Origin of the sequence: Rhodanobacter glycinis, from assembly GCF_006438785.1 — a bacterium.
In the GTDB taxonomy this organism is placed as follows: Bacteria; Pseudomonadota; Gammaproteobacteria; order Xanthomonadales; family Rhodanobacteraceae; genus Rhodanobacter; species Rhodanobacter glycinis_A.
In genome coordinates, this window is sequence record NZ_RCZB01000001.1 from 58,611 (window position 1) to 80,360 (window position 21,750).

Below are 21,750 nucleotides of genomic sequence, written 5' to 3' on the forward strand. Positions count from 1 at the left end.
CATGCCTACGCCAATGACGATCCACATCGCACCCGCCCGCCTGCCGAACGACATCGAGATCGTGCGTGGGCTGTTCGCGGAATACATCGACAGTCTCGGCATCGATCTCTCCTTCCAGGACGTGGGCGCGGAGCTGGCGCAACTGCCGGGCAAGTACGCGCCGCCCCGCGGTGTGATCCTGATCGCGCGCGACGGCGCGGGGTCGGTGCTGGGTTGCGTGGCGTTGCGACCCTGGTCGCAGCCGGGGGTGTGCGAGATCAAGCGCCTCTACGTGCGGCCTGCGGCGCGTGGGCATGCGCTGGGGCGACGATTGGCCGAGGCGGTGATTGCCTGGGCAACCCGGACTGGCTATGCGCGCGTGCTGCTGGACACGCTGGCCTCGATGCAGGCGGCGCGGCAACTTTATGTCGCGCTGGGTTTTCGTCCGGTGGCGCCGTATTACGACAACCCGGTGCCGGACACGTTGTACATGGCGCTGGAACTCGAGCCGGGAACGACCTGAGCGAGACGCGAACTACGCAGCAGACCAACCCGCACGGAAGGCGGCGGGGGTCATGCCGAATGTTTTCACGAATTCGCGGTTGAGATGTGCCTGGTCGTAGAAGCCCGCGTCGAGTGCCGCTTCGATGATCGGCGCCTGGATGCGCAACAATGCCTTGGCCTTGTGCACGGCCAGCAACACGTGAAAGTTGTGCAGGCTGGTGTCGGTCTCGCGGCGGAACGCGCGCGCCAGGTGACCGGCGGAAACTTTGCAGGCCTGCGCGAGTGCCTCCACGTCGGTGTGCAACGAAGGGCGTCCGGCCAGCAGGGCCATGGCCCGTGCGCCGAGAGCATCGCGGGAGCTGCCGCTTGAGGCGTTCTTCGCAGCGGATGGTGCGAAGCGCGAGGTAAAGGCCCAACTACTGCCATCCACCGGCTCGAAGCGGTGGATCACGCCGGCGGGCACCACGATGGTGTCGCCAGCGGCGACCTCCCGGCAGGTCATGGGAAGGCGCAGCCGCGCCCGCCCCGCCAGCACCTGCACGATCTCGTCGCCAGCATGGAAATGCGGCCGGAAGCGCCATGCATGGCGCGCACCGGTGATCGTCTCGACCCGGTCCGATCCGCTCGGGCTGAGCATGAACGAAGTACGGGTGGCTGCGGCGCGCATGGGCTGGTTATCGGGCTAGGCGGCGGCGATGCGTATCGCTTCGGGCAACGGCACCGGCTTGCCGCTGGCCGGGTCCATCCACACCATCACCACGTGACCGTCGCAATACAGCTGATCAGGATGTTCGGCGTCGATCACTCGATGCGCGATCGTCATCGAGCTGTTGCCCACGCGCTCGCAGAACAGCTGCACCTGCAACTGCGCAGGCCATGCGATGGGGCGGCGGTAGTTGATCTGGCTGGCGGCCATCACCGGCATGGTGTGATCGTCGAACCACGGTCCGGGCACGTGGCTTAGCCACTGCAGCCGGGCCTCTTCCAGGTAGGTGAGGTAGTTGGAGTTGTTGACGTGGTTGAACGCGTCGAGGTCGCGCCAGCGCACGCCAATCGCGGCGACGTACAACGGAGTATCGCTGTCGCCTTTCGGCGTGATCCCGGCGGCATCGTTCGCAACCGGAGCGGCGGTGGGCGTGGCTTGCGTGGTGGACTTGCGTGGACTCATGAACTTTTCTTCTTCCCGCTTCCGCGCATGGGCTTGTACTTGTCGGCCGAGGCGATGTGCTTGGTGGCGGCCTTGACGCGCTTGGCTGCGCCCGGCTTTTTCGGCCTGGCCGATTTCAGGTGCGGCGCGAGGAAATGGCCGGTGTGCGACTCGGGTGTGGCGGCCACGGTTTCCGGCGTGCCGGCAACCAGGATGCGGCCGCCGCCGGCGCCGCCCTCGGGGCCGAGATCGACGACCCAGTCGGCGGTCTTGATCACATCGAGATTGTGCTCGATCACCACCACGGTGTTGCCCTGGTCGACCAGCTGATGCAGCACGTCGAGCAACTGCTCGATGTCGTGGAAATGCAGTCCGGTGGTGGGTTCATCCAGGATGTATAGGGTGCGGCCGGTGTCGCGCTTGCTCAGTTCCTTGGACAGCTTCACCCGCTGCGCTTCGCCACCGGACAACGTGGTCGCGCTCTGGCCGAGCTTGATGTAATCGAGGCCGACGGCGCGCAGGGTATCGAGCTTGCGCGCAATGGTCGGCACGTTCTCGAACAGCTTCAGCGCATCTTCCACCGTCATGCCGAGCACGTCGGCTATCGTGTGGCCCTTGTACAGGATCTCCAGCGTCTCGCGGTTGTAGCGCTTGCCGTGGCAGACGTCGCAGGGCACGTAGACGTCCGGCAGGAAATGCATCTCCACCTTGATCATGCCGTCGCCTTCGCAGGCCTCGCAGCGACCGCCGCGTACGTTGAAGCTGAAGCGGCCCGCTGTATAGCCGCGCGAACGCGCTTCCGGCACCTGCGCGAACATCTCGCGCAACGGGGTGAACAGGCCGGTATAAGTGGCGGGGTTGGAGCGCGGCGTGCGGCCGATCGGCGACTGGTCGATGTCGACCACCTTGTCGAACAGCTCCATGCCGGCGACGGACTTGTATGGCGCCGACTGGGTGCCGGCACCGTTCAATTCGGCAGCGGCCAGACGGAACAAGGTGTCGTTGACCAGGGTCGATTTACCTGAGCCGGAGACGCCGGTGATGCAGGTGAACAGGCCAGCCGGAATCGCCAGGTCCACATTTTTCAGGTTGTTGCCGCTGGCGCCTTTCAGATGCAGCCACGCATCGGCATCGGCGGGCTGACGGCGCACGGCCGGCACTTCGATCGCGCGTGCGCCGGACAGGAACTGGCCGGTGACCGAACGCGGTGAATCGAGCATGTCCTGCACCGAGCCTTGCGCCACGATCTCGCCGCCGTGCACGCCGGCGCCGGGGCCGATGTCGAGGACGTGATCGGCCATGCGGATGGCGTCCTCGTCGTGCTCGACCACGATCACCGTGTTGCCGAGGTCACGCAGACGCGTGAGCGTGCCGAGCAGGCGTTCGTTGTCGCGCTGGTGCAGGCCGATCGAGGGTTCGTCAAGTACATACATCACGCCGACCAGACCGGCACCGATCTGCGAGGCGAGACGGATGCGCTGCGCCTCACCGCCGGAGAGCGAGTCGGCCTGGCGATCCAGGGTGAGATAGTTCAGGCCCACATCGTTGAGGAAGGTCAGCCGCTCGCGAATCTCCTTGACGATCTTCACCGCGATCTCGCCGCGCCAGCCGGTGAGCTTCAGTTCCTCGAAGAACGCCAGCGCGTCGTCGATCGAGCGATGGGTCAGCGAGGGCAGTGCGTGGTCGGCGACGAACACGTTGCGCGCCGATCGGTTCAGTCGCTGGCCCTCGCAGGCGGGGCAGGGCTGGTCGCTGATGTACTTGGCCAGCTCCTCGCGCACCGCGGAGGATTCGGTTTCCTTGTAGCGCCGTTCCAGGTTCGGCAGGATGCCCTCGAATGAATGTTCGCGGGTGACCTTGCCGCCACGTTCGGTGATGTAGCGGAAGGCGATCTTGTCCTTGCCGCTGCCATAAAGAATGGCCTTCTGGACGTCCGCGGGAAGCTTGTGCCACGGCGTGTCCACGTCGAAGCCGTAGTGTGCTGCCAGCGACAGGATCAGCTGGAAGTAGTGCGCGTTGCGCCGGTCCCAGCCACGCACCGCGCCAGCAGACAATGGCAGTTCCGGGTGGCCGACCACGCGCGACGCATCGAATACCTGGGTGACGCCGAGCCCGTCGCAGCTTGGGCAGGCGCCCACCGGCGAGTTGAACGAGAACAGCCGCGGCTCCAGTTCCGGCAGCGAGTAGTCGCAGACCGGACAGGAGTAGCGCGAGGACAGCAATTGTTCCGGCGCTTTCGTATCATCCATGTTGACCACGATCACCAGCCCGTCGCCGAGCCGCAGCGCAGTCTCGAACGATTCGGCCAGCCGCTGCTTGATGTCATCGCGCGGGCGGAAGCGGTCGATTACCACCTCGATGGTGTGCTTCTGACGCAGCGTCAATGGCGGCACCGCATCGAGGTCGACCACGGCGCCGTCGACGCGGGCACGCACGAAGCCCTGCGCGCGCAGTTGCTCGAACACTTGCACGTGCTCGCCCTTGCGCTCGCGGATCACCGGTGCCAGCAGCATGTAACGCTGTTCCGGATCGAGCGCCAGCGTGGCGTCGACCATCTGGCTCACCGTCTGCGCCTCCAGCGGGATGCCGTGGTCGGGGCAGCGCGGCGTGCCGACGCGGGCGTAGAGCAGGCGCAGGTAGTCGTACACCTCGGTGATCGTGCCGACGGTGGAGCGCGGATTGTGCGAGGTGGATTTCTGCTCGATCGAAATCGCCGGCGACAGACCTTCGATGTGGTCGACGTCAGGCTTTTCCATGATCGACAGGAACTGCCGGGCATACGCCGACAGCGATTCGACATAGCGTCGCTGGCCTTCGGCGTAGATCGTGTCGAACGCCAGCGACGACTTGCCGGAGCCGGACAGGCCGGTAATCACGATCAATTTGTCGCGTGGAAGGTCGAGGTCGATGTTCTTGAGGTTGTGCGTGCGTGCGCCGCGGATGCGTATGGTGTCCATTGCGCCGAGATATGGGGGGGAATCTTTACTATACCAAGGAGTTTCGATAGTTCATTGAAACAAGCCGCTGAATCGGCGGCCGAGCGGTTTCCCATGTCGCGGCGGCTATGGCTAAATGTGGTTTTGCCGGCCGCACGGCGGCTGTCAGATGGGTTCGATGGGAGACGGTCATGCGTAAATGGATCGGGGCTGCGGCGGGTGTGCTGTTGGCAATGGGTGCGACGGCTCAGGCCATGGCCGCACGGCCGGGCGAGCAGCAGGTGCGTCAGTTGTTCGAGGTGATGCACATGAGCCAGATGTTCGGCCAGATGAACACGCAGATGGCCGGCGTGATGGGGCAGGCGGTACCGTGCGTACCGGCCTCCTACTGGCAGGGCTTCATCGACGCCAGCGGTAGCCAGGAGCTGCTGGGTCGCATGGTACCGATCTACCAGGCCCATTTCAGCGCCGATGATGTGGCTGGTCTGCTGAAGTTCTACCAGTCGCCGCTGGGCCAGAAGGTGATCACGCAGATGCCCTGACCATGGCCGAGGGCATGAAGGTCGGTCAGCAGTGGGGGCGCGAACGGGGGCAGGCGATGATCAGGCAACTGCAGCGGAAGGGTACACTGGACGCCCAGGGCCGCTGTCCGGCCAGCCCAGCCGCGATCGCTCCGTCGCCAGCATCCAAGCCCGCGCCAAAACCCGCCCATTGAGGCTGCAAGCCCCGGTTGGTGGTCATTTAGCCAGTCTGCGGAGTTTGCTGTGGTCAGTATTTGACCAGTGCGCAGACAGGTCGTTATAATCCGCGGTTCGCCAGACCTGAGTTTGGGTCATGGCGATACCCAAGAGAATAACGACAGAAGGGCATTCCCATGAGTTACGCAGTCATCAAGACCGGTGGCAAGCAGTACCGTGTCATGCAGGGCGACGTCCTGCGTGTGGAACTGTTGACCGCCGAAGAGGGCGCCACCATCAGCTTCGATCAGGTGTTGCTGGTCGGCACCGGCGAGTCGATCACTGTCGGTGCGCCGATCGTGGAAGGCGCCACCGTCAGCGCCACTGTTCGCAAGCACGGCCGTGCCGACAAGATCCGCATCATCAAATTCCGCCGCCGCAAGCATTACAAGCGTCAGCAGGGTCACCGTCAGCATTTCACCGAAATCGAGATCACGGGCATCAACGCCTGAGCACTGGAGCATTGAGTCATGGCACATAAAAAAGGCGTAGGTTCCAGCCGCAACGGTCGCGATTCGAACCCGAAATACCTGGGCGTGAAGATCTATGGTGGCCAGGCCATCGAGGCCGGCAACATTATCGTGCGTCAGCGCGGCACCCAGTTCCACCCAGGTACCGGCGTCGGTCTGGGTCGCGACCACACGCTGTTCGCGCTGGTCGATGGCAAGGTCGAGTTCAAGATCCGCGGCGACAAGAACCGCCGTTTCGTCGACGTCGTTCCGGCGTAAGCCTTCATCGACGCGATAACGAAGGCCCCGCTTCGGCGGGGTTTTTGTTTTCAGGACGGGAGTCTCTGGAGCAGGGGATCGGGAATGCTGGAAGCGGGGCTGACGCAAGTCCCGTACCATGGCCCGATTACCCGTTATTCCGATTCCCGACTCTCCATCCCCCATTCCCGGTTCCCCCATGAAATTCGTCGACGAAGCCAATATCAAAGTCCAAGCCGGCGATGGCGGCAACGGCTGCATCAGCTTCCGTCGCGAGAAGTTCATCCCGTTTGGCGGCCCCGACGGCGGTGATGGCGGCTATGGTGGCTCGGTCTGGCTGGTGGCCGACGAAGGCCTCAATACCCTGGTCGATTTTCGCCATCAGCGCAGTTTCAAGGCGCAGCGCGGACAGAACGGCATGGGCAGCCAGATGTACGGCAAGGGCGGCGATGACACCACGATTCGCGTGCCGGTCGGTACCATGATCACCAATGTCGATACTGATGAGGTGATCGGTGACCTTACCGGCCACGGTCAGCGCATGCTGGTAGCGCAGGGTGGCAAGGGCGGCCTGGGCAATATCCATTTCAAGACGTCGGTGAACCGCGCGCCGCGCAAGGCCACGCCAGGTACGCCGGGTGATGCGCGCGAGTTGAAACTCGAATTGCGCCTGTTGGCCGACGTCGGTCTGCTTGGTTTTCCGAATGCCGGCAAGTCCACTTTCATCCGGGCGGTTTCCGCGGCCACCCCGCGGGTGGCGGATTACCCGTTCACCACGCTGGTTCCGAATCTTGGCGTGGTCAGCCTGGGCACCGATTCGAGCTTTGTGATCGCCGACATTCCCGGTCTGATCGAAGGTGCTTCCGAGGGCGCCGGACTGGGCATCCAGTTCCTGCGTCACGTGGCCCGTACCAGTCTGCTGCTGCACCTGGTCGATATTGCACCGATCGACGGTACCGATGTGGCCGGGCAGGTGCGTGCGATCGAGCTGGAGCTGGAGAAGTTCAATCCGGAGCTGCTCGAGCGCCCGCGCTGGCTGGTGCTGAACAAGGCCGACATGCTGGGCGAGGACGAGCGCCAGGCAACAGCGGAGAAGATCATCGCCGAATTGAACTGGACCCAGCCATGGTTCCTGGTCTCGGCGATCGCCCGCGAAAACACCATGGCCGTGTGCCAGCAGGTGCAGCGCTTCTTCGAGTCGCAGCGCGAGGCCAGCGTGAAGCGCACCGACATGTTGCCGAACGACGTGCGACTGCGCGGCGAGGATCCGCAGGGCTGAGCCGCCAGCGGTGTGGTCGGGCGTTGCGATACCGAGCGGCCTGACTCAGATCAAGAGTGCGCTGGCCTGCGCCTGCTAAAAAGACCGTGCGGCTTGCCGCTGCGAAAGAACAACCTGCATCGGAAGGGCGCCGGCGAAGGGCTGCTTGCATTTATTTGATGAGAATGCATATCATTCGTCAATATCTTTGATACGGAATATTCCATGAAACGCCTGCTGCCCATGGTGCTCGCTCTGCTGCCGCTGTTTGTCAGCGCCGCCGAGGCGCCCAGCTACACGCTGGTACTCAAGGATCACCGCTATCAACCCAGTGTCCTGCACATTCCGGCGCAGACCCGAATCAGGCTGGAAGTGATCAATCAGGATCCCTCCCCGGAGGAGTTCGAAAGCAACGATTTTCCCGCCGAGAAGATCGTGATGCCGAACAGTCGCATGAGCCTGTTCATTGGCCCGTTCAAGCCAGGTCGCTACGGCTTCTATGGCGATTTTCATCAGCCCACCGCGCAGGGCAGCTTGATCGTGGAGTAGGCATATGTGGGCCGTGGCGTTACTGGTGTTTCGGGAAGTGCTGGAAGCGGCGTTGATCGTCAGCGTGGTGGCAGCTGCCACTCGCGGGGTGGCGAAGCGTGGCTTGTATATCGGCAGCGGCATCGCACTCGGGGCAACTGGCGCCATGCTGGTGGCCTGGTCGGCCGGGTTGCTGGCTGCGGCCTTCAGCGGGATCGGTCAGGAGTTGTTCAACGCCGGCATTTTGCTGGCGGCAGTGCTGATGATCGGCTGGCACGTGCTGTGGATGTCCAGCCATGGACGTGAGCTGGGGCGACAGATGCAGGCGATGGGCAGCGCGGTATCGAGCGGTGCCAGTTCGCTGTGGCTGTTGCTGGCCGTGGTGGCGCTCGCGGTGCTGCGCGAGGGGTCGGAGATCGTGCTGTTCCTGTACGGCATGCGCGCAGGCGGCGCTGAGCATTTGTGGTCCGGACTATCGATCGGGGTGGTGGCCGGTGCGGCGCTCGGTTTTGCGCTTTACGCAGGTTTGCTGCGTATTCCGATGCGGCACTTCTTTCGTGTCACCAACGCCATGCTGGTATTGCTGGCCGCGGGGCTGGCCTCGACTGCCGCGCGCTATCTGATCCAGGCCGATCTGCTGCCGGCCCTGAGCCAGCCGCTGTGGGACAGTGCGTGGCTGCTCGGCAACGGTTCGTTGCCGGGGCAAACCGCACACATCCTGATCGGCTACGACGCGCAACCTGCCGGCATGCAGTTGGTATTCTATGTATTCACGCTGGCGGCGCTGTGGGTCGGGGCGAAGCTGATCCATGGCGATGCTCCTCCGGCGCGAGTCAGCCCATCGGCGGCTGCCCACGCGGATCCGGCACATTGACCGAAGCCTCCGGGCGGCGCGATGCGGGTGATGAACAAACCGCGCGCCCACATCGACGCTACATGCGAAATACGCCATAACGCTGCGGTTCGATCGGGGCGTTCATCGATGCGGAGATCGCCAGCCCCAGCACGCGGCGCGTGTCGACCGGATCGATGATGCCGTCGTCCCACAGTCGCGCGCTGGCGTAATAGGGGTGGCCCTGGCGCTCGTACTGGTCGCGGATCGGCGCCTTGAACGACTCTTCCTCGCCGGCCGACCACTCGCCGCCGCGCGCCTCGATGCCTTCGCGCTTGACCGTGGCCAGCACCGCCGCGGCCTGCTCACCGCCCATCACGGAAATGCGTGCGTTCGGCCACATCCACAGAAAGCGGGCGCCGTAGGCGCGGCCGCACATGGCGTAGTTGCCAGCACCGAAACTGCCGCCGATCACCACAGTGAACTTCGGCACGTGCGAGCAGGCCACCGCGGTGACCATCTTGGCACCATCCTTGGCGATGCCGGCCTGCTCATATTTCTTGCCGACCATGAAGCCGGTGATGTTCTGCAGGAACACCAGCGGCACGTTGCGCTGGTTGCACAGTTCGATGAAGTGCGCGCCTTTGAGCGCACTCTCGGCGAACAGGATGCCGTTGTTGGCGACGATGCCGACCGGATAGCCGTGGATATGTGCGAAGCCGCAAACCAGCGTCTTGCCGTAGCGTGCCTTGAACTCGTGGAACTCGGAGCCGTCGACGATCCGGGCGATCACCTCGCGGATGTCGAACGGGCGGCGGGTGTCCTGCGGAATCACGCCATACAGCTCATCGGCGGGATATTTCGGCTCGACCGGCGTGCGCAGCGCCAGCGGCATGTCCTTGCTGCGGTTGAGGTGGGCAACTATGTCGCGGGCGATCGAAAGCGCGTGGGCATCGTTCTCGGCATAGTGGTCGGCCACGCCGGAGATGGACGTATGGACGTCCGCACCACCGAGTGTCTCGGCATCCACCACTTCACCGGTGGCGGCCTTCACCAATGGTGGGCCGCCCAGGAAGATGGTGCCCTGTTCGCGCACGATGATGGTCTCGTCGCTCATCGCGGGCACGTAGGCGCCGCCGGCGGTGCACGAGCCCATCACCACCGCGATCTGCGGAATATTCAGTGACGACATGCGTGCCTGGTTGTAAAAGATCCGGCCGAAGTGCTCCTTGTCCGGAAATACCTCGTCCTGCAGCGGCAGGAAGGCACCGCCGGAGTCGACCAGATAGACGCAGGGCAGGCGATTCTCCAGGGCCACTTCCTGCGCGCGCAGGTGTTTCTTCACGGTCATCGGGAAGTAGGTGCCGCCCTTGACGGTGGCGTCGTTGGCGACCACCACCACCTCGATGTCGTTGATCCGGCCGATGCCGGTGATCAGGCCGGCTGCCGGTGCAGCATCGTCGTACATGCCATGCGCGGCCAGTGGCGACAGTTCGAGGAACGGTGAGCCGGGATCGAGCAGCGCGCGAATGCGCTCGCGCGGCAGCAACTTGCCGCGCGCCACATGCTTGTCACGAGCCTTGGCGCCGCCACCTTCGGCGCTGCGCATCAGTTCGCGCTGCAGATCGTCGACCACCGCGCGCAACTGCACGCTGCTGGCCTGGAACTCGGGCGAACGAGGATCGATCTGCGATGCAATGACGCTCATGGATTCGGACTCACGGGTGTTGGGCCGTCATCACGGCCAATCCGGAGATGATAGCGGGCGTCGGTCAGCGGCGAAAATCATTCCAGGTTGCGCGGCGTGGCACAGACGAAAAAAAACGGCCGCACAAGGCGGCCGTTTTTCTGGAAACCAGCGAGGGATCAATGACCCTTCGCGGCGTCCTTTGCCTTGTCGGCAGCGTCTTTCGCGTTGCTGGCGGCATCTTTCGCAGCGTCAGCAGCCTTGCCGGCAGCATCAGCAGCGTTGGAGGCGGCGTCCTTGGACATGGACATCGCATCCTTGGACGTGCTCGATGCGGCCGGAGCCATCGAGGAAGCCGCGGTTGCAGCCTGCTGGGCCTGGTCGGAAGCCTGGCCTGCCGCATCGGCAGCCGTCTTCGCCTGGTCAGCCGCCTGCTCGGTTGCCGTGGTCGGAGCCTGTGCCGCAGCCTGCTGCGCCGTATCGGCAGCTTGCTGGGCGGTATCAGCCGACTTCTGGGCGTCCTGCGCGGAATCCTGCGCGCCGTTGCTGCATGCCGCCAACAGCGCGACAAGCGCGGCGGCGAGTAGGGTACGCGTAAACTTCATGGTGGATCTCCTTTGCCGTGGAATGCCGTTTGGCCGTGTATTAATAACGCTTTCGTGGAAATTGCGCCAGATCTTTGTGCTGGCGCTGCATGACTTGTAGAAAATGATTTAACCAGCCGTCATGTGAAAGCCATGAAATGATGATGCTCGCGGATGGAGGGTCAGTCGATGCGCTCCACCGCGATAGCTGTCGCCTCACCGCCGCCGATGCAAAGGGCGGCAATGCCGCGTTTGAGGCCTCGTGTCTTCAAGGCATTGAGCAAGGTCACCACGAGGCGGGCGCCGCTGGCACCAATCGGATGCCCCAGCGCGCAGGCGCCGCCGTTGACGTTGAGTTTGTCGTGGGGAATGCCTAGTTCTTTCATCGGCGTCATCGCGACCACCGCGAATGCCTCATTGATCTCGAACAGGTCGACCTCGTCGACTTTCCAGCCTGCCTTGTCCAGCACTTTCTGGATCGCACCGACCGGCGCGGTGGTGAACCACTCCGGCTCCTGCGAATGGGTGGCATGCGCCACGATGCGCGCCAGCGGTTTCAGTCCGCGCTTGTTCGCGTCATCGGCCGATAGCAGCACCAGCGCGGCGGCACCGTCGGAGATGCTGGACGAACTTGCCGCAGTGATGGTGCCGTTCTCCTTGCGGAAGGCCGGGCGCAGGGTCGGGATCTTGGCGATGTCGGAGCGACCGGGCTGCTCGTCGGTATCGACCTGCACGTCGCCCTTGCGGCCGCTTACGGTGACCGGAACGATCTCGCCGGCGAATGCGCCATTTTGCTGCGCCGCCTGAGCGCGCTTGACCGACTCGATCGCGAACGCATCCTGCTCCTCGCGAGTGAAGTGGTACTTGTCGGCACACATTTCGCCGAACACGCCCATCGACTTGCCGTCATACGGATTGGTCAGGCCGTCCCAGGCCATGTGATCGATCAGGGTGCCGTCGCCATAGCGGATACCCGTGCGTGCGTTGACCATGTGCGGCGCGTTGGTCATCGATTCCATGCCGCCAGCGACCACGACGGTTGCCGAGCCGGCCTTGATCAGGTCGTGACCCAGCATGATTGCCTTCATGCCCGAACCGCAGACCTTGTTGATCGTGGTGCAGCCGGTGCTGGCCGGAAGGTCGGCCCCCAGCGAGGCCTGGCGTGCCGGCGCCTGACCGAGGTTGGCCGGAAGCACACAGCCCATGATCACCTCGCTGACGTCAGCGGGGGCAACGCCGGATTGCTCCAGTGCCGCGCGGATGGCGGTGGCGCCGAGCTTAGGGGTGGGAACGCCGGTGAACTGGCCGAGGAAGGAGCCGATGGCCGTGCGCTTGGCCCCGACAATGACTACGCTGACATCCGACATAGATAACTCCGCTTGAAGACTGAGGGGGCATGAACGCCTGACCGCTAACCGACGGATTATCGCAGTCCGTCGCGGGCGTCGGCAAACGGCGACTATTTCGTGCAGGGCTGCGACCTGCGCCCTGTTTCATTGGATTTTCGTTGTGCCAAGATGAGCGGCAGGGGTGTATCGCCGCGGGTTCAGTACTTCGGCGATGCAGGAATTGAATGCATGGCGGGGTGCGTGATGAAAGCGTTCGACTCGGCGTTGCGGCATCGTGACATAGCGTGGCTGGTGGCGATGGCGCTGGGGCTCAGTGCTTGCGGCGGTGGCGGCGGCAGCGTCAGGCCGACGACCCCGCCGGCGGCACCGGCATCGCCCCCACCAACCACGTCGACCCAGCCACCGCTGAATGCCCAGCTTGCGATCACGAATGCTGATGGAGCACACGGTCTGGGCTATACCGGCTCCGGGGTGACGATCGGTGTGGTCGACAGCGGCATCATGCGCAATAACCCCGCCCTGGCCGGGCGCGTCACGCAGGAATTGATCTACGTCGATCCGGCCAGCAACAACACGGCTATCGACGATGTCGTTGGCCACGGCACCTGGGTATCCGAGATTGCCGCAGGTACGCCGTTTGCGCAGTTTCCCGGTGGTATCGCACCGGGAGCATCGCTGGTTTCCGCGCGCATCATCAACGACGTCGCGCCGAAAGACGACGGCTCAGGCAATGGCAATCCGGTGACCGCCGCGGATGCCGACTTCTTCGCGCAAACGCTCAATCCGGCCTTGATCAATGCCGGCGTGCAGGTGATGAACAACTCCTGGGGCGGCATCTACTGGGACACCACCAACGCCTTGATCAATCAGGCCTTCGCCCAGGCTTACGAGCCATTCGTGGTGCAGCATGGCGGTCTGGTGGTGTTTGCCGCCGGCAACGACTCCAGGAGCGACCCCAGCGACATCGCCGCGTTGCCCAGCGTGGCGCCTCAACTGGGAGTGGGCTGGCTGGTTGCGGTGGCCGTCGACAGCAATCATCCGACCCAGCTCGCCAGCTACTCGAATGCCTGCGGCAAGGCGATGAATTACTGCCTCGCGGCGCCGGGCGATGTGGTTGTCCTCGACAAGAACGCCACCACGACCGGTAGCCAGACTTACTGGGTCGTCAGCGGCACCTCGTTCGCGGCGCCGGAGGTATCCGGTGCTGCCGCACTGGTGTGGCAGGCCTATCCGTATTTCAGCAATGACCTGGTGCGGCAAACACTGCTCGGCACCGCGCGTGACCTTGGCGCGCCCGGCCCCGACACCACGTTCGGCTACGGCATGCTGGACGCGTTCAAGGCGGTCAACGGGCCAGCCAGGTTCGACTGGGGCGATGTCACGGTGAACTTCAGTGGCACCTCGAGCTGGAACAACGCGATCTCCGGTGCTGGCGGCCTGATCAAACAGGGGTCGGGCAGGCTTAACCTCAACGTCAGCGACAACTATAGCGGCCTCACCCAGGTGCAGGGCGGCACGCTTGCCGTGTTCACGTTGAGCAGCCCTGTCGATATTGGCGCACAGGGCACACTGATGTCCGCCGATACGCCGCAGAATCCCGTTGGCTTCACGGTTTATAACAACGTGACCAACGCCGGCGTGCTGACGGTTAGCCAGGGCAACGTCAATGTAACCGGCAACTACGTGCAGCAAGGTAACGGGCGAATGGCGGTATCGCTGGGGGCGCAGTTGTCCGTGAACGGCACGGCCACCTTGTCCGGCGGCGACCTCTATGTGTACGGCGCCAATTCCAACTACACCCTCAATTCGCACACGACGGTGTTGACGGCCAGTGGCGGTCTCACGGGTACCTTTTCAGCCTTGGACACGGCGCCCAGTGTGACGTTGACCGCGACGCTGAACTACGACGCCAGCAGCGCCTGGCTCAACGTGCAGCAGGTGAACCTGAGCCAGATCCAGGGCCTGCCATACACCGTCGCCAGTTTCGGCGCCGCGCAGCGCACGCAGAGCGCGTTCGAGCAGATCAACAGCCAGTTGCAGGGCGTCGCCAGCGGCGCACCAGCCAGCGCGGGCTTTATCGCCGGAGCGGCGAGCCTGCAACACGCCGTTTCCACCGAGGTCATGCAGCATTCGCTGGAGAGCCTAACCGGCCAGCTGCATGCTGCCAGCGCGGCGATGACATTCGAGGCGATCGATGCGGGCACGCGCGCGTTGTCCGACCGTTTCGACAGCCTGCTTGATGCACCGAAGGCTGGCGGCTGGACGCAGAATCTCGGTTATCACGGCGGCATGTCGCGCAGCGGGTACGACAACGTCGGCTACGACCTCAGCGGCTGGCTGGTCGGGCAGGACTATCGCATCGGCGGCAACGGCATCGTCGGTTATGCGCTGAGTCAGAGTCAGGGGTTGGGGCGACTGGTCGAGAGTGCGGATCAGGGGCACAGCCATGCGCTGGAAGGGATGCTGTACGGCGGTGTGATCCGGGGTTCGTGGTACACGATGGGCCGTTTCGGCCTCGGCAGCTATCGCGAAACCATGCGTCGTCAACTGGAACTCGGCGATCAGTTCGCCGGTGTGGCCAGCGATGGCAATGGTCGTTACGGCGTGGCCTATGGCGAAAGCGGTTATCGCCTCGCGTTGGGGCGCACGCAGATCACCCCGTACATGAATCTGCAATACGCGCAGATCCAGCGCGATGGTTTCAACGAGCTTGGTGCCTATGGCTTCGGCCTGAAATCGGGTGCGCAGATCACGGCGCGCTGGCAGGCCGGCGCGGGTCTGCGCGCCACGCGCGACTGGAGCCTGGTTGGTGGGGGCAGCCTCAGCTTGCAGGCACACATGTTGTGGCAGCAGTCGTTCGGCGTGCGCGGCGAGGCGTTCGATGCCAGCTTCAGCGGGATCAACCAGTTCGCGCCGGTCGGCGGCATTGGCGTGTCGCGCTATGGCGGCGTGTTCGGCACCACGCTGGATTGGCGCATGACGCCACGTGCCAGCCTGCAGCTTGGCTACGACCAGTATCTCGGCCAGCGCCAGCAGGCGAAGATGGCCACGGCGAGTTTTCGTCTGGACTTCTGAATGCCGTTGACCTGCGGCGTCAGACCAGCACGACCTGCACGCCGGCAGCACGCAGCGCTTCGACGGTTTCGGCCGGGGCGCTGCTGTCGCTGATCACCATGTCGAGGTTCTTTATCGGTGTGATCACCGACAGGCTGCGTTGACCCAGCTTGCTGGCATCGAGCACGGCGATGGTCTGGCGCGAGACGCGGATCATCAGCGCATTCAACGCCGCCTCCAGCGGGTCGGGCGTGGTCACGCCGACTTCGGGATCGAGTCCGTCGACGCCGAGGAACAGCCGGTCGGCGGAGAGTTTTGCCAGCGCCTGCTCGGCATCCGGGCCGACCAGCGAATACGAGGTCTGCCGCAGCAGGCCGCCCAGCATCATCACGCGGATCTGCGGCATGCCGGTCAATTCCATCGCGATATTCAGCGCGTTGGTGATCACGGTCAGCGATTCGAACTTCATCTGGCGGATCTGCCGGGCGATCTCCACCGTGGTCGAACCGGAGTCGAGAATGATCGTCTCGCCTTCCTGGATCATCTTGGCGGCGGCCTGGCCGATGCGCAGTTTCTGCGCGTGCCAGCGGGTTTCCTTGATGTTCAGCGGCGTGTCGTTCGTTGCCGCTGCCACCGGTAACGCACCGCCATGCGAGCGGGCGATCGCCGAACTGCGCGCGAGCGCGTCCAGGTCGGCGCGGATGGTGACGGTGGAGGTACCGAAGCGGGTCGCCAGTTCTTCCACTGTGGCGCGGCCTTGTTGTTCGACCAGGTCCACGATCAGGCGGCGGCGTTCTTCGACCAGCAGGCGGCGGGAGGCGATCGGAGCTTCACTCATGGGTCGATATTCAGGAGGCGGGCGGCGTTGTCATGGTAAACCTTGCGCAGCACTTCGTCCGACAAACCGAGCCCGTAGATCGACCAGCGCCCCTGCGGCGGCGTCGGTGCCGGCGCATAGTCGAAGTACTCGTCCTCGGTTTCCAGAAAGCGGTAGTAGATCTCGTAGAGTTCGTCGCCGAACAGCTGCTGCGGCACGTCGTCGCCGTATGGCGAGGGCACCGCGTCGGTGCCGAACAGGATCCTATCCTGGTAGCGGTCGAAGAAGCGCTGCGCGATGCGCGGCTGGCGCCCCAGTTCACCGACGCGGGCGCTGATATCGATCACGGTGTTCGGGTAGCGGTCCAGACAGGCGGCGACCGCGGCCAGATTCTCGGCGTTGTTGCCCACGTGCAGCAGCGCGAAGGTGGTCTTCGGGTGGCGTGCGATCAGGCGGTCGCGCGCGGCGAGCAGCTCTGCATTGCTGGGGAACTCCGGGCCGTAGAACGACCAGTCCGGATGATTGCTCAGTTCCTCGTAACGCTCGTTGCTCGCGTCGGTGGGCAGGAAGAATGCCTCCGGATCGGAGACGTGCAGGAACACCGGCATGTCGTAGGCAGCGCAGGCTTCCCACATCGGATCGAAGCGGCGGTCGTCCACCGCGACCAGCGGACCTTCGTCGATCCGTTCGCGCAGATACAGCCCCAGCGTCTTCAGCAATTTCAATCCACGCGCACCGACATGTTTGGCGTGTGCGATCGCGTCGCCCTGCAACTGCGCGTAGTTCGGTTCGGGGAAGTGTTCGTACGACGGTTCGGTGAGGGTAAGGAAACGCCCCGGCGCGGCCTGGTCAAAGCTGCGGATGCTCTTTTCCAGCCCGGCACCGACGCCGCCGGTGAGGTTCACCAAAGTGCGGATGCCTTTGCGGTCCATCACCGGCAACAGGTCCTCGGGCTGGGCGAACAGGGTGACCTCTTCGCCCACCGAGATGCCGCTACGCACGTTGCTGGACCAAGTCAGGTGCGTGTGTACGTCGATCACCGGAAAGCGCGGGCGCTCGATGTGCGTACGCGGCACATGCAGCATGCTGCGCGGGCGGAAGTCCTTCAGTCGCAGCTCGTTCTTGCCCGTATCCGGCTGGGTCTGCAGCGGATTCTTGCTGCCTTCGATGCGAACCGTGCCGGCGCCGGTGGGCGGCGCGCAGCAGAGGCAGCCGGCCTGCACCAGTTGCTGCGGTGACTTGGAGGAGCTATGAATCATCGAACGGCCTGCCTCACCTGTTCAGCGCGGATATTTCGCCATGATGTCGTGTACGGAGCGAACCAGCGTCACCGCCTGATCGAACGGACGCAGCCACATGTTGCGGCCGAACATCACGCCGTTGGCGCCGGACTGCATGTAGAACTCGACCTTGCGCAGTACCGCCGCGTCATCGTCGTTCTTCTCGCCGCCGGAAAACAGCACCATCGTGCGGCCGGCCGAACGCACCACGCGCGCGCAACGGGCAGCGGCGTCCTCCTGCAGCTTGTCATACGGCGCCGGCACATTGGCCACGCTGTCGTTCGGCTCGTGCAGCTTGACGATGTCGGCACCCATTTCCAGTGCCACGCGGGCCGCGTAATCCTGCGCGTAAAGCGTGTTGGTGCCGCCCCTGGCGTTGACGGCGCTGCCGCGCGGGTACGCCCACATCACCAGCGGCATGCCGTATCGCTCGCAATCCTGGCGCACCTTCTCGAACTGGCGGAATTCGTCGTGCTGGCGCGGCGAGCCCACGTACATGGTGTAGCCAACCGCATCGGCGCCGAGGCGCACCGCATCCTCGACCGAGGCGAACAGCGGCGAGGTGGCCTCGGCGTCGCTGGCGATGTTGGTCTTGCCGTTGAGCTTGAGGATCAGCGGCACACGGCCGCAGTACTCGGTCATGTACTTCTCGGCCAGGCCAATGCCCAGCGCGATGGCAGAAAACCCCCCGGCCGCGGCGAGCTCAAACTGGTAGCTCGGATCGACGGCCGGTGGGTGGGGAAAGAAATCGGTGGGACCATGCTCCAGTCCCTGGTCAAGCGGAAGCACCAGCAAGCTGCCGTTGCGCGGGCCGTGGCCGTACAGCAGCCGCCACAGGCGGGTGCGCTTGCCGTGGGACAGGGCGAGCCGGGAAAGTTGGCTGCCAGTGTTCGAAACCCCTTGTAAGTTTTGTTTCATTTCGAATACTCTCGGTTCAGAGGTTACATACTTTCATATTCGATTGCATTTGGCAAAATGTCAAAATTAAACAAGAAAACGAAAGATTCGATGGCGCTGGGTGCGCTGCTGGCGGCTCCGTTGACGGAGCAGCGGGCGCGCGGCTATGCCGATACTTTGCGCGAAATCCTGCAACAGCCGGCGACCTGGCTGGGCACGGCCGACCAGCTGAGCCAGCCGCCGCTGCGAGAGCAACTGCAGGCAGCGCTGGTCCCGCGACCGAGCCATATCGTGCTGACGGGTTCGGGCAGCTCGATGTACATCGGCGAATGCCTGGCGCCCAGCCTGCAGCTCGGCCTGGGCATCCCGGCCCAGGCGATCGCCGCCGGCAGCTTGCTCACGCATTGGCGCAGTGTGCTACCGCCCGGTGCCGGTTTGCTGATTTCGCTGGCGCGTTCGGGCGACAGCCCGGAGAGCTGCGGCGTGGTGGATCGTCTGATGGCTGATGCCCCCGACTATCGCCATCTGGTGATCACCTGCAACGCCAACGGCAAGCTCGCCACCAGCTATCGCAACGATTCGCGGGTCACCGTGCTGGTGCTGGACGAGCGCACCAATGACCGCAGCCTGGTGATGACCAGCAGCTTCACCAACCTGTTGCTGGCCGGCTTCGGTCTGGTTCAGCGCGAAGGCAACGACGCTATCGCCGCAGTGAGCCGTCTGGCGCGCAGCGTCCAGCACGTCTTCGACGCACAGGCCGATGCGCTGGCGACGATTGCCCGCGGCGAGTTCAGCAACGTGGTCTATCTCGGCAGCGGCGGTGCGCTCGGCGCAGTTCACGAATGTGCGCTGAAGATGCTGGAGATGACCGGGGGTGCGGTGGTCACGATGGCGGAGACTTATCTCGGTCTGCGCCACGGGCCGATGTCCAGTCTGGACGAGCAGACCCTGGTGGTCGGCTTCCTGTCGCCGGATCCGTCGGTGCGTGCCTACGAACTCGACCTGCTGCGTGAACTGTCGCGCAAGCAGCTCGGCATGACCCGGGTGCTGGTGGGCGAGGACATTCCTGCCGATGTGCTGGGGCCGCACGACGTGGCGGTCGAGCTGGCGGGCCTGGCTGCGATCGATGATGACTTGCTGCTGCTGGCGGATGTGGCGGTGGGGCAACTGCTCGCGTTCTTCCGTTGCCTGGAGCTGGGTGGCCAGCCGGACACGCCGTCGCAGGGCGTGCTCACGCGCGTGGTCGAGCACTTCCCGATGCATTCGGGGGACGCATGAAGCGCATCCTGGTCGCCGGCGAGATCAACGTCGATCTGGTCTTCAAGCATTGCCATGCGTTGCCCGCGCCAGGCCGTGAGGTGTTGGCCGACGATTTCTGCATGACGCCCGGTAGCTCCTCGATGATCTGTGCGATGGGGCTGGCCCGGCTGGGCAATCCCGTGGCATTCCGCGGCAAGCTCGGTGCCGACAGCTGGGGTGCCTATTGTCTCGATGCATTGCGTACCGCCGGCATCGACATTGCCGCCGTGCAGCCGGACGCGGCTTTGCGCACCGGCGTCACCGTCTCGCTGTCGACGCCGCAGGATCGCGCACTGGTGACATTCCCGGGCGCGATCGGCGCGCTGCGTGCGGACGAAGTGGGCGACGCGTTGCTGGCCGGCGCCGATCACCTGCATGTTTCCTCGTACTACCTGCAGCGTGCGCTGCGGCCCGATTGCCGCGCGCTGTTCGCGCGTGCGCATGCCTTCGGTCTGAGTACCTCGCTGGATCCCGGCTTCGATCCGCAGCAGACGTGGGCATCCGACCTGCTCGATACGCTGACCGAAGTCGACCTGTTCCTGCCGAACGAGCTGGAATTGGCGGCCATTACCGGACGTGACAGCGTGCTTGCCGGCCTGCGTGCGCTCGACAACGGACGCACGCAAACCGTGGTGAAGCGCGGACAACTCGGCTGCGCCAGCCTGGATCAGGGACAGCTGCTCGAAGTGGCGGCGTTTGCCGTCGACCCGGTCGACAGTACTGGCGCCGGCGATTCGTTCGACGCCGGTTTTCTGCATGCGTGGCTGCGTGGCCAGACGCTGCATGACTGCATGCGCTGGGGCAGTGCCTGCGGCAGTCTCTCCACGCGACGCACCGGCGGTACGGCCGGCCAGGCCAGCGCGTCGGAAGTGGAAGCCCTGCTGGCGAACGTGCCGTGATCACGGTCATCGGTTTCAACACCGCGATCGACCGGCTCATCCGGCTGGACACGCTGCGTCCCGGCGAAGTCAATCGCGCTCTCGACGAACAGGCGTACCCCGGCGGCAAGGGCCTGCATGTGGCGCAGACCATCGCCGCGCTGGGTGAGCGCGTGCAGCTGGTCGGCCTGGTCGATCCTGCGCATCGCAACATGATCGGTCGGCTGATGTGCGAGCGCGGCGTGCTGTTCCACGGCATCGAGGTCACCGACAACCTGCGTACCTGCATTGCACTGCAGGATGCGAACGGACAGATCACCGAAATTCTTGGGCAAGGGCCGTTGCTGGACAGCACACAGCAGGAGGCGCTGCTGCGGGCGTTCCGTCGTGGCGTCGATGACAGTGACCTGATCGTCCTGTCAGGCAGCTTGCCGCGCGGCTTTCCAGCGACCACCTATGCCGAGCTGGCCGCGCATGTGCGCGATGCCGGCAAATGTTGTCTGGTCGACGCCGGTGGTGAGCTGCTGCTGCACGCCGTGCAGGCGCAACCCTTTCTGGTCAAGCCCAATCGCGACGAGATCAGCGGACTGCTCGGGCGTCCGATTGGCGATCTTGCTGCGGCTGTGGACGCGGTTCGCGAACTGCAGGCGCGCGGCATCGCGATGCCGGTGGTGACGATGGGTGCGCTGGGTGCGGTGGCTGCCGATGCGAGTGGCATCTGGCACGCCGCGATCGAGCTGGCACACGTACGCAACACGGTGGGCTCGGGCGACTGCCTGCTGGCCGGCATGACGGTGGGCATGGCGCGGAGCATGAATCTGGAAGAAACCTTGCGTTTGGGCGTCGCTTGCGGCGCAGCCAATGCGCAAGGTGAGGAAACCGGTTTCGTCGAACGGCGGGCGGTGGAGGCGTTGCTCTCTCGGGTTCGAGTGCACCGCCTGGCTTGATTGAAAGGCAGGGAATCAAACCGGACCAGAAATCGGTCCGGCGGAGACGCTTGTGTCGAAATTTTGATGAAGGTGCAAACAAGTTCGTGGGCAGGAGGCGTTTCCACGGGTAACCACAACCGTCTGCAGCGGAGGGGAGAGGTCACTGCTGCGCAGGGCGATAACGAACTACCGGAGGGGCAATCAATGCGCGCTAAAAAGAAAGGTTGTTTTACTGTCGATGGCAACGGCATGAAGTTGCCGGCCGCTGTCGTGCATGAAGAAGCCGGAAGCAAGGTAAACGTAGGAGGCAAGGCAGGTGGTTTCAGGCGAACCATGCTCGCCGTGGCG

General features: G+C 64.3%; 20 protein-coding genes. 11 read left to right on the top strand and 9 right to left on the bottom strand.

What is annotated here, in order from left to right:
• The first annotated feature begins 1 nt into the window (after position 1).
• The gene (locus EAH75_RS00310; RefSeq protein ID WP_140655765.1) at positions 2-502 is read left to right on the top strand and encodes a GNAT family N-acetyltransferase; all 501 of its coding nucleotides are present in this window, start codon (positions 2-4) and stop codon (positions 500-502) included.
• 12 nt (positions 503-514) lie between these two features.
• Here EAH75_RS00310 and EAH75_RS00315 read toward each other — a convergent pair whose 3' ends face one another.
• Genes EAH75_RS00315 through uvrA form a run of 3 tightly spaced genes read right to left on the bottom strand, consistent with a single transcriptional unit; the run spans position 515 to position 4,587 of the window.
• Positions 515-1,150 carry a helix-turn-helix domain-containing protein gene (locus tag EAH75_RS00315; RefSeq protein WP_140655580.1) on the bottom strand — a complete coding sequence of 212 codons (636 nt, stop codon included), beginning with the start codon at positions 1,148-1,150 and terminating at the stop codon, positions 515-517.
• Positions 1,151-1,165: 15 nt separating this feature from the next.
• Complete coding sequence (locus EAH75_RS00320; RefSeq protein WP_140803593.1) at positions 1,166-1,651, bottom strand: acyl-CoA thioesterase; 486 nt, start codon at positions 1,649-1,651, stop codon at positions 1,166-1,168.
• A complete protein-coding gene (gene uvrA / locus EAH75_RS00325; protein ID WP_140655574.1) occupies positions 1,648-4,587 on the bottom strand; it encodes an excinuclease ABC subunit UvrA in 2,940 nt (979 codons plus the stop codon). The genes EAH75_RS00320 and uvrA overlap by 4 nt, the downstream gene beginning before the upstream one ends.
• Before the next feature lie 170 nt (positions 4,588-4,757).
• Here uvrA and EAH75_RS00330 point away from each other — a divergent pair, with 170 nt between their 5' ends.
• The 6 genes from EAH75_RS00330 (at position 4,758) to EAH75_RS00355 (ending at position 8,670) form a co-directional block, all read left to right on the top strand.
• The gene (locus EAH75_RS00330) at positions 4,758-5,108 is read left to right on the top strand and encodes a DUF2059 domain-containing protein (protein WP_240046340.1); all 351 of its coding nucleotides are present in this window, start codon (positions 4,758-4,760) and stop codon (positions 5,106-5,108) included.
• Positions 5,109-5,440: 332 nt separating this feature from the next.
• Positions 5,441-5,755 (top strand): 50S ribosomal protein L21, encoded by a 315-nt coding sequence (rplU, locus tag EAH75_RS00335; RefSeq protein ID WP_140655571.1) that lies wholly within the window; start codon positions 5,441-5,443, stop codon positions 5,753-5,755.
• A gap of 18 nt (positions 5,756-5,773) precedes the next feature.
• On the top strand, positions 5,774-6,031 hold the full coding sequence (rpmA, locus tag EAH75_RS00340) for a 50S ribosomal protein L27 (protein ID WP_140655568.1): 258 nt from the start codon (positions 5,774-5,776) through the stop codon (positions 6,029-6,031).
• A gap of 178 nt (positions 6,032-6,209) precedes the next feature.
• Positions 6,210-7,289, top strand: a complete 1,080-nt coding sequence (gene cgtA, locus EAH75_RS00345) for an Obg family GTPase CgtA (protein ID WP_140655566.1) — start codon at positions 6,210-6,212, stop codon at positions 7,287-7,289.
• A gap of 204 nt (positions 7,290-7,493) precedes the next feature.
• Entirely contained in the window at positions 7,494-7,817 is a 324-nt protein-coding gene (locus EAH75_RS00350) for a cupredoxin domain-containing protein (RefSeq protein ID WP_140655563.1), read from the top strand.
• A 4-nt stretch (positions 7,818-7,821) separates the two neighbouring features.
• Entirely contained in the window at positions 7,822-8,670 is an 849-nt protein-coding gene (locus EAH75_RS00355) for an FTR1 family iron permease (RefSeq protein WP_140655560.1), read from the top strand.
• A 58-nt stretch (positions 8,671-8,728) separates the two neighbouring features.
• On the opposite strand, the gene EAH75_RS00360 is transcribed toward EAH75_RS00355, so the two are convergent.
• The 3 genes from EAH75_RS00360 to EAH75_RS00370 all read right to left on the bottom strand — a co-directional run bounded on the left by EAH75_RS00360 (position 8,729) and on the right by EAH75_RS00370 (position 12,266).
• Positions 8,729-10,336 (bottom strand): carboxyl transferase domain-containing protein, encoded by a 1,608-nt coding sequence (locus EAH75_RS00360; RefSeq protein ID WP_140803595.1) that lies wholly within the window; start codon positions 10,334-10,336, stop codon positions 8,729-8,731.
• Between the two features lie 158 nt (positions 10,337-10,494).
• Complete coding sequence (locus tag EAH75_RS00365; RefSeq protein ID WP_140803597.1) at positions 10,495-10,920, bottom strand: hypothetical protein; 426 nt, start codon at positions 10,918-10,920, stop codon at positions 10,495-10,497.
• Positions 10,921-11,081: 161 nt separating this feature from the next.
• A complete protein-coding gene (locus EAH75_RS00370; RefSeq protein ID WP_140803599.1) occupies positions 11,082-12,266 on the bottom strand; it encodes a thiolase family protein in 1,185 nt (394 codons plus the stop codon).
• Positions 12,267-12,491: 225 nt separating this feature from the next.
• Here EAH75_RS00370 and EAH75_RS00375 point away from each other — a divergent pair, with 225 nt between their 5' ends.
• Positions 12,492-15,323 (top strand): autotransporter serine protease, encoded by a 2,832-nt coding sequence (locus EAH75_RS00375; RefSeq protein WP_140803601.1) that lies wholly within the window; start codon positions 12,492-12,494, stop codon positions 15,321-15,323.
• Positions 15,324-15,342: 19 nt separating this feature from the next.
• Here the strand turns inward: EAH75_RS00375 and agaR are convergent, their stop codons facing one another.
• From agaR to EAH75_RS00390, 3 genes are read right to left on the bottom strand one after another with little or no spacing between them, the layout of a single operon-like run.
• Positions 15,343-16,140, bottom strand: coding sequence for a transcriptional repressor AgaR (agaR, locus tag EAH75_RS00380; protein ID WP_140803603.1), 798 nt, complete (start codon positions 16,138-16,140; stop codon positions 15,343-15,345).
• Positions 16,137-17,378 (bottom strand): amidohydrolase family protein, encoded by a 1,242-nt coding sequence (locus EAH75_RS00385; RefSeq protein WP_140655545.1) that lies wholly within the window; start codon positions 17,376-17,378, stop codon positions 16,137-16,139. The genes agaR and EAH75_RS00385 overlap by 4 nt, the downstream gene beginning before the upstream one ends.
• Before the next feature lie 21 nt (positions 17,379-17,399).
• Positions 17,400-18,317 carry a class I fructose-bisphosphate aldolase gene (locus EAH75_RS00390; protein WP_140803605.1) on the bottom strand — a complete coding sequence of 306 codons (918 nt, stop codon included), beginning with the start codon at positions 18,315-18,317 and terminating at the stop codon, positions 17,400-17,402.
• Between the two features lie 57 nt (positions 18,318-18,374).
• Here EAH75_RS00390 and EAH75_RS00395 point away from each other — a divergent pair, with 57 nt between their 5' ends.
• The 3 genes from EAH75_RS00395 to EAH75_RS00405 are packed head-to-tail and all read left to right on the top strand — an operon-like array spanning position 18,375 to position 21,420.
• Complete coding sequence (locus tag EAH75_RS00395; protein WP_241668839.1) at positions 18,375-19,574, top strand: SIS domain-containing protein; 1,200 nt, start codon at positions 18,375-18,377, stop codon at positions 19,572-19,574.
• Positions 19,571-20,494 (top strand): carbohydrate kinase family protein, encoded by a 924-nt coding sequence (locus EAH75_RS00400; RefSeq protein ID WP_140803607.1) that lies wholly within the window; start codon positions 19,571-19,573, stop codon positions 20,492-20,494. The genes EAH75_RS00395 and EAH75_RS00400 overlap by 4 nt, the downstream gene beginning before the upstream one ends.
• Positions 20,491-21,420: a 1-phosphofructokinase family hexose kinase gene (locus tag EAH75_RS00405; RefSeq protein ID WP_140655536.1), complete on the top strand. Its 930-nt coding sequence runs from the start codon at positions 20,491-20,493 to the stop codon at positions 21,418-21,420. Before EAH75_RS00400 ends, EAH75_RS00405 begins: the two co-directional genes overlap by 4 nt.
• Positions 21,421-21,750 lie beyond the last annotated feature (330 nt).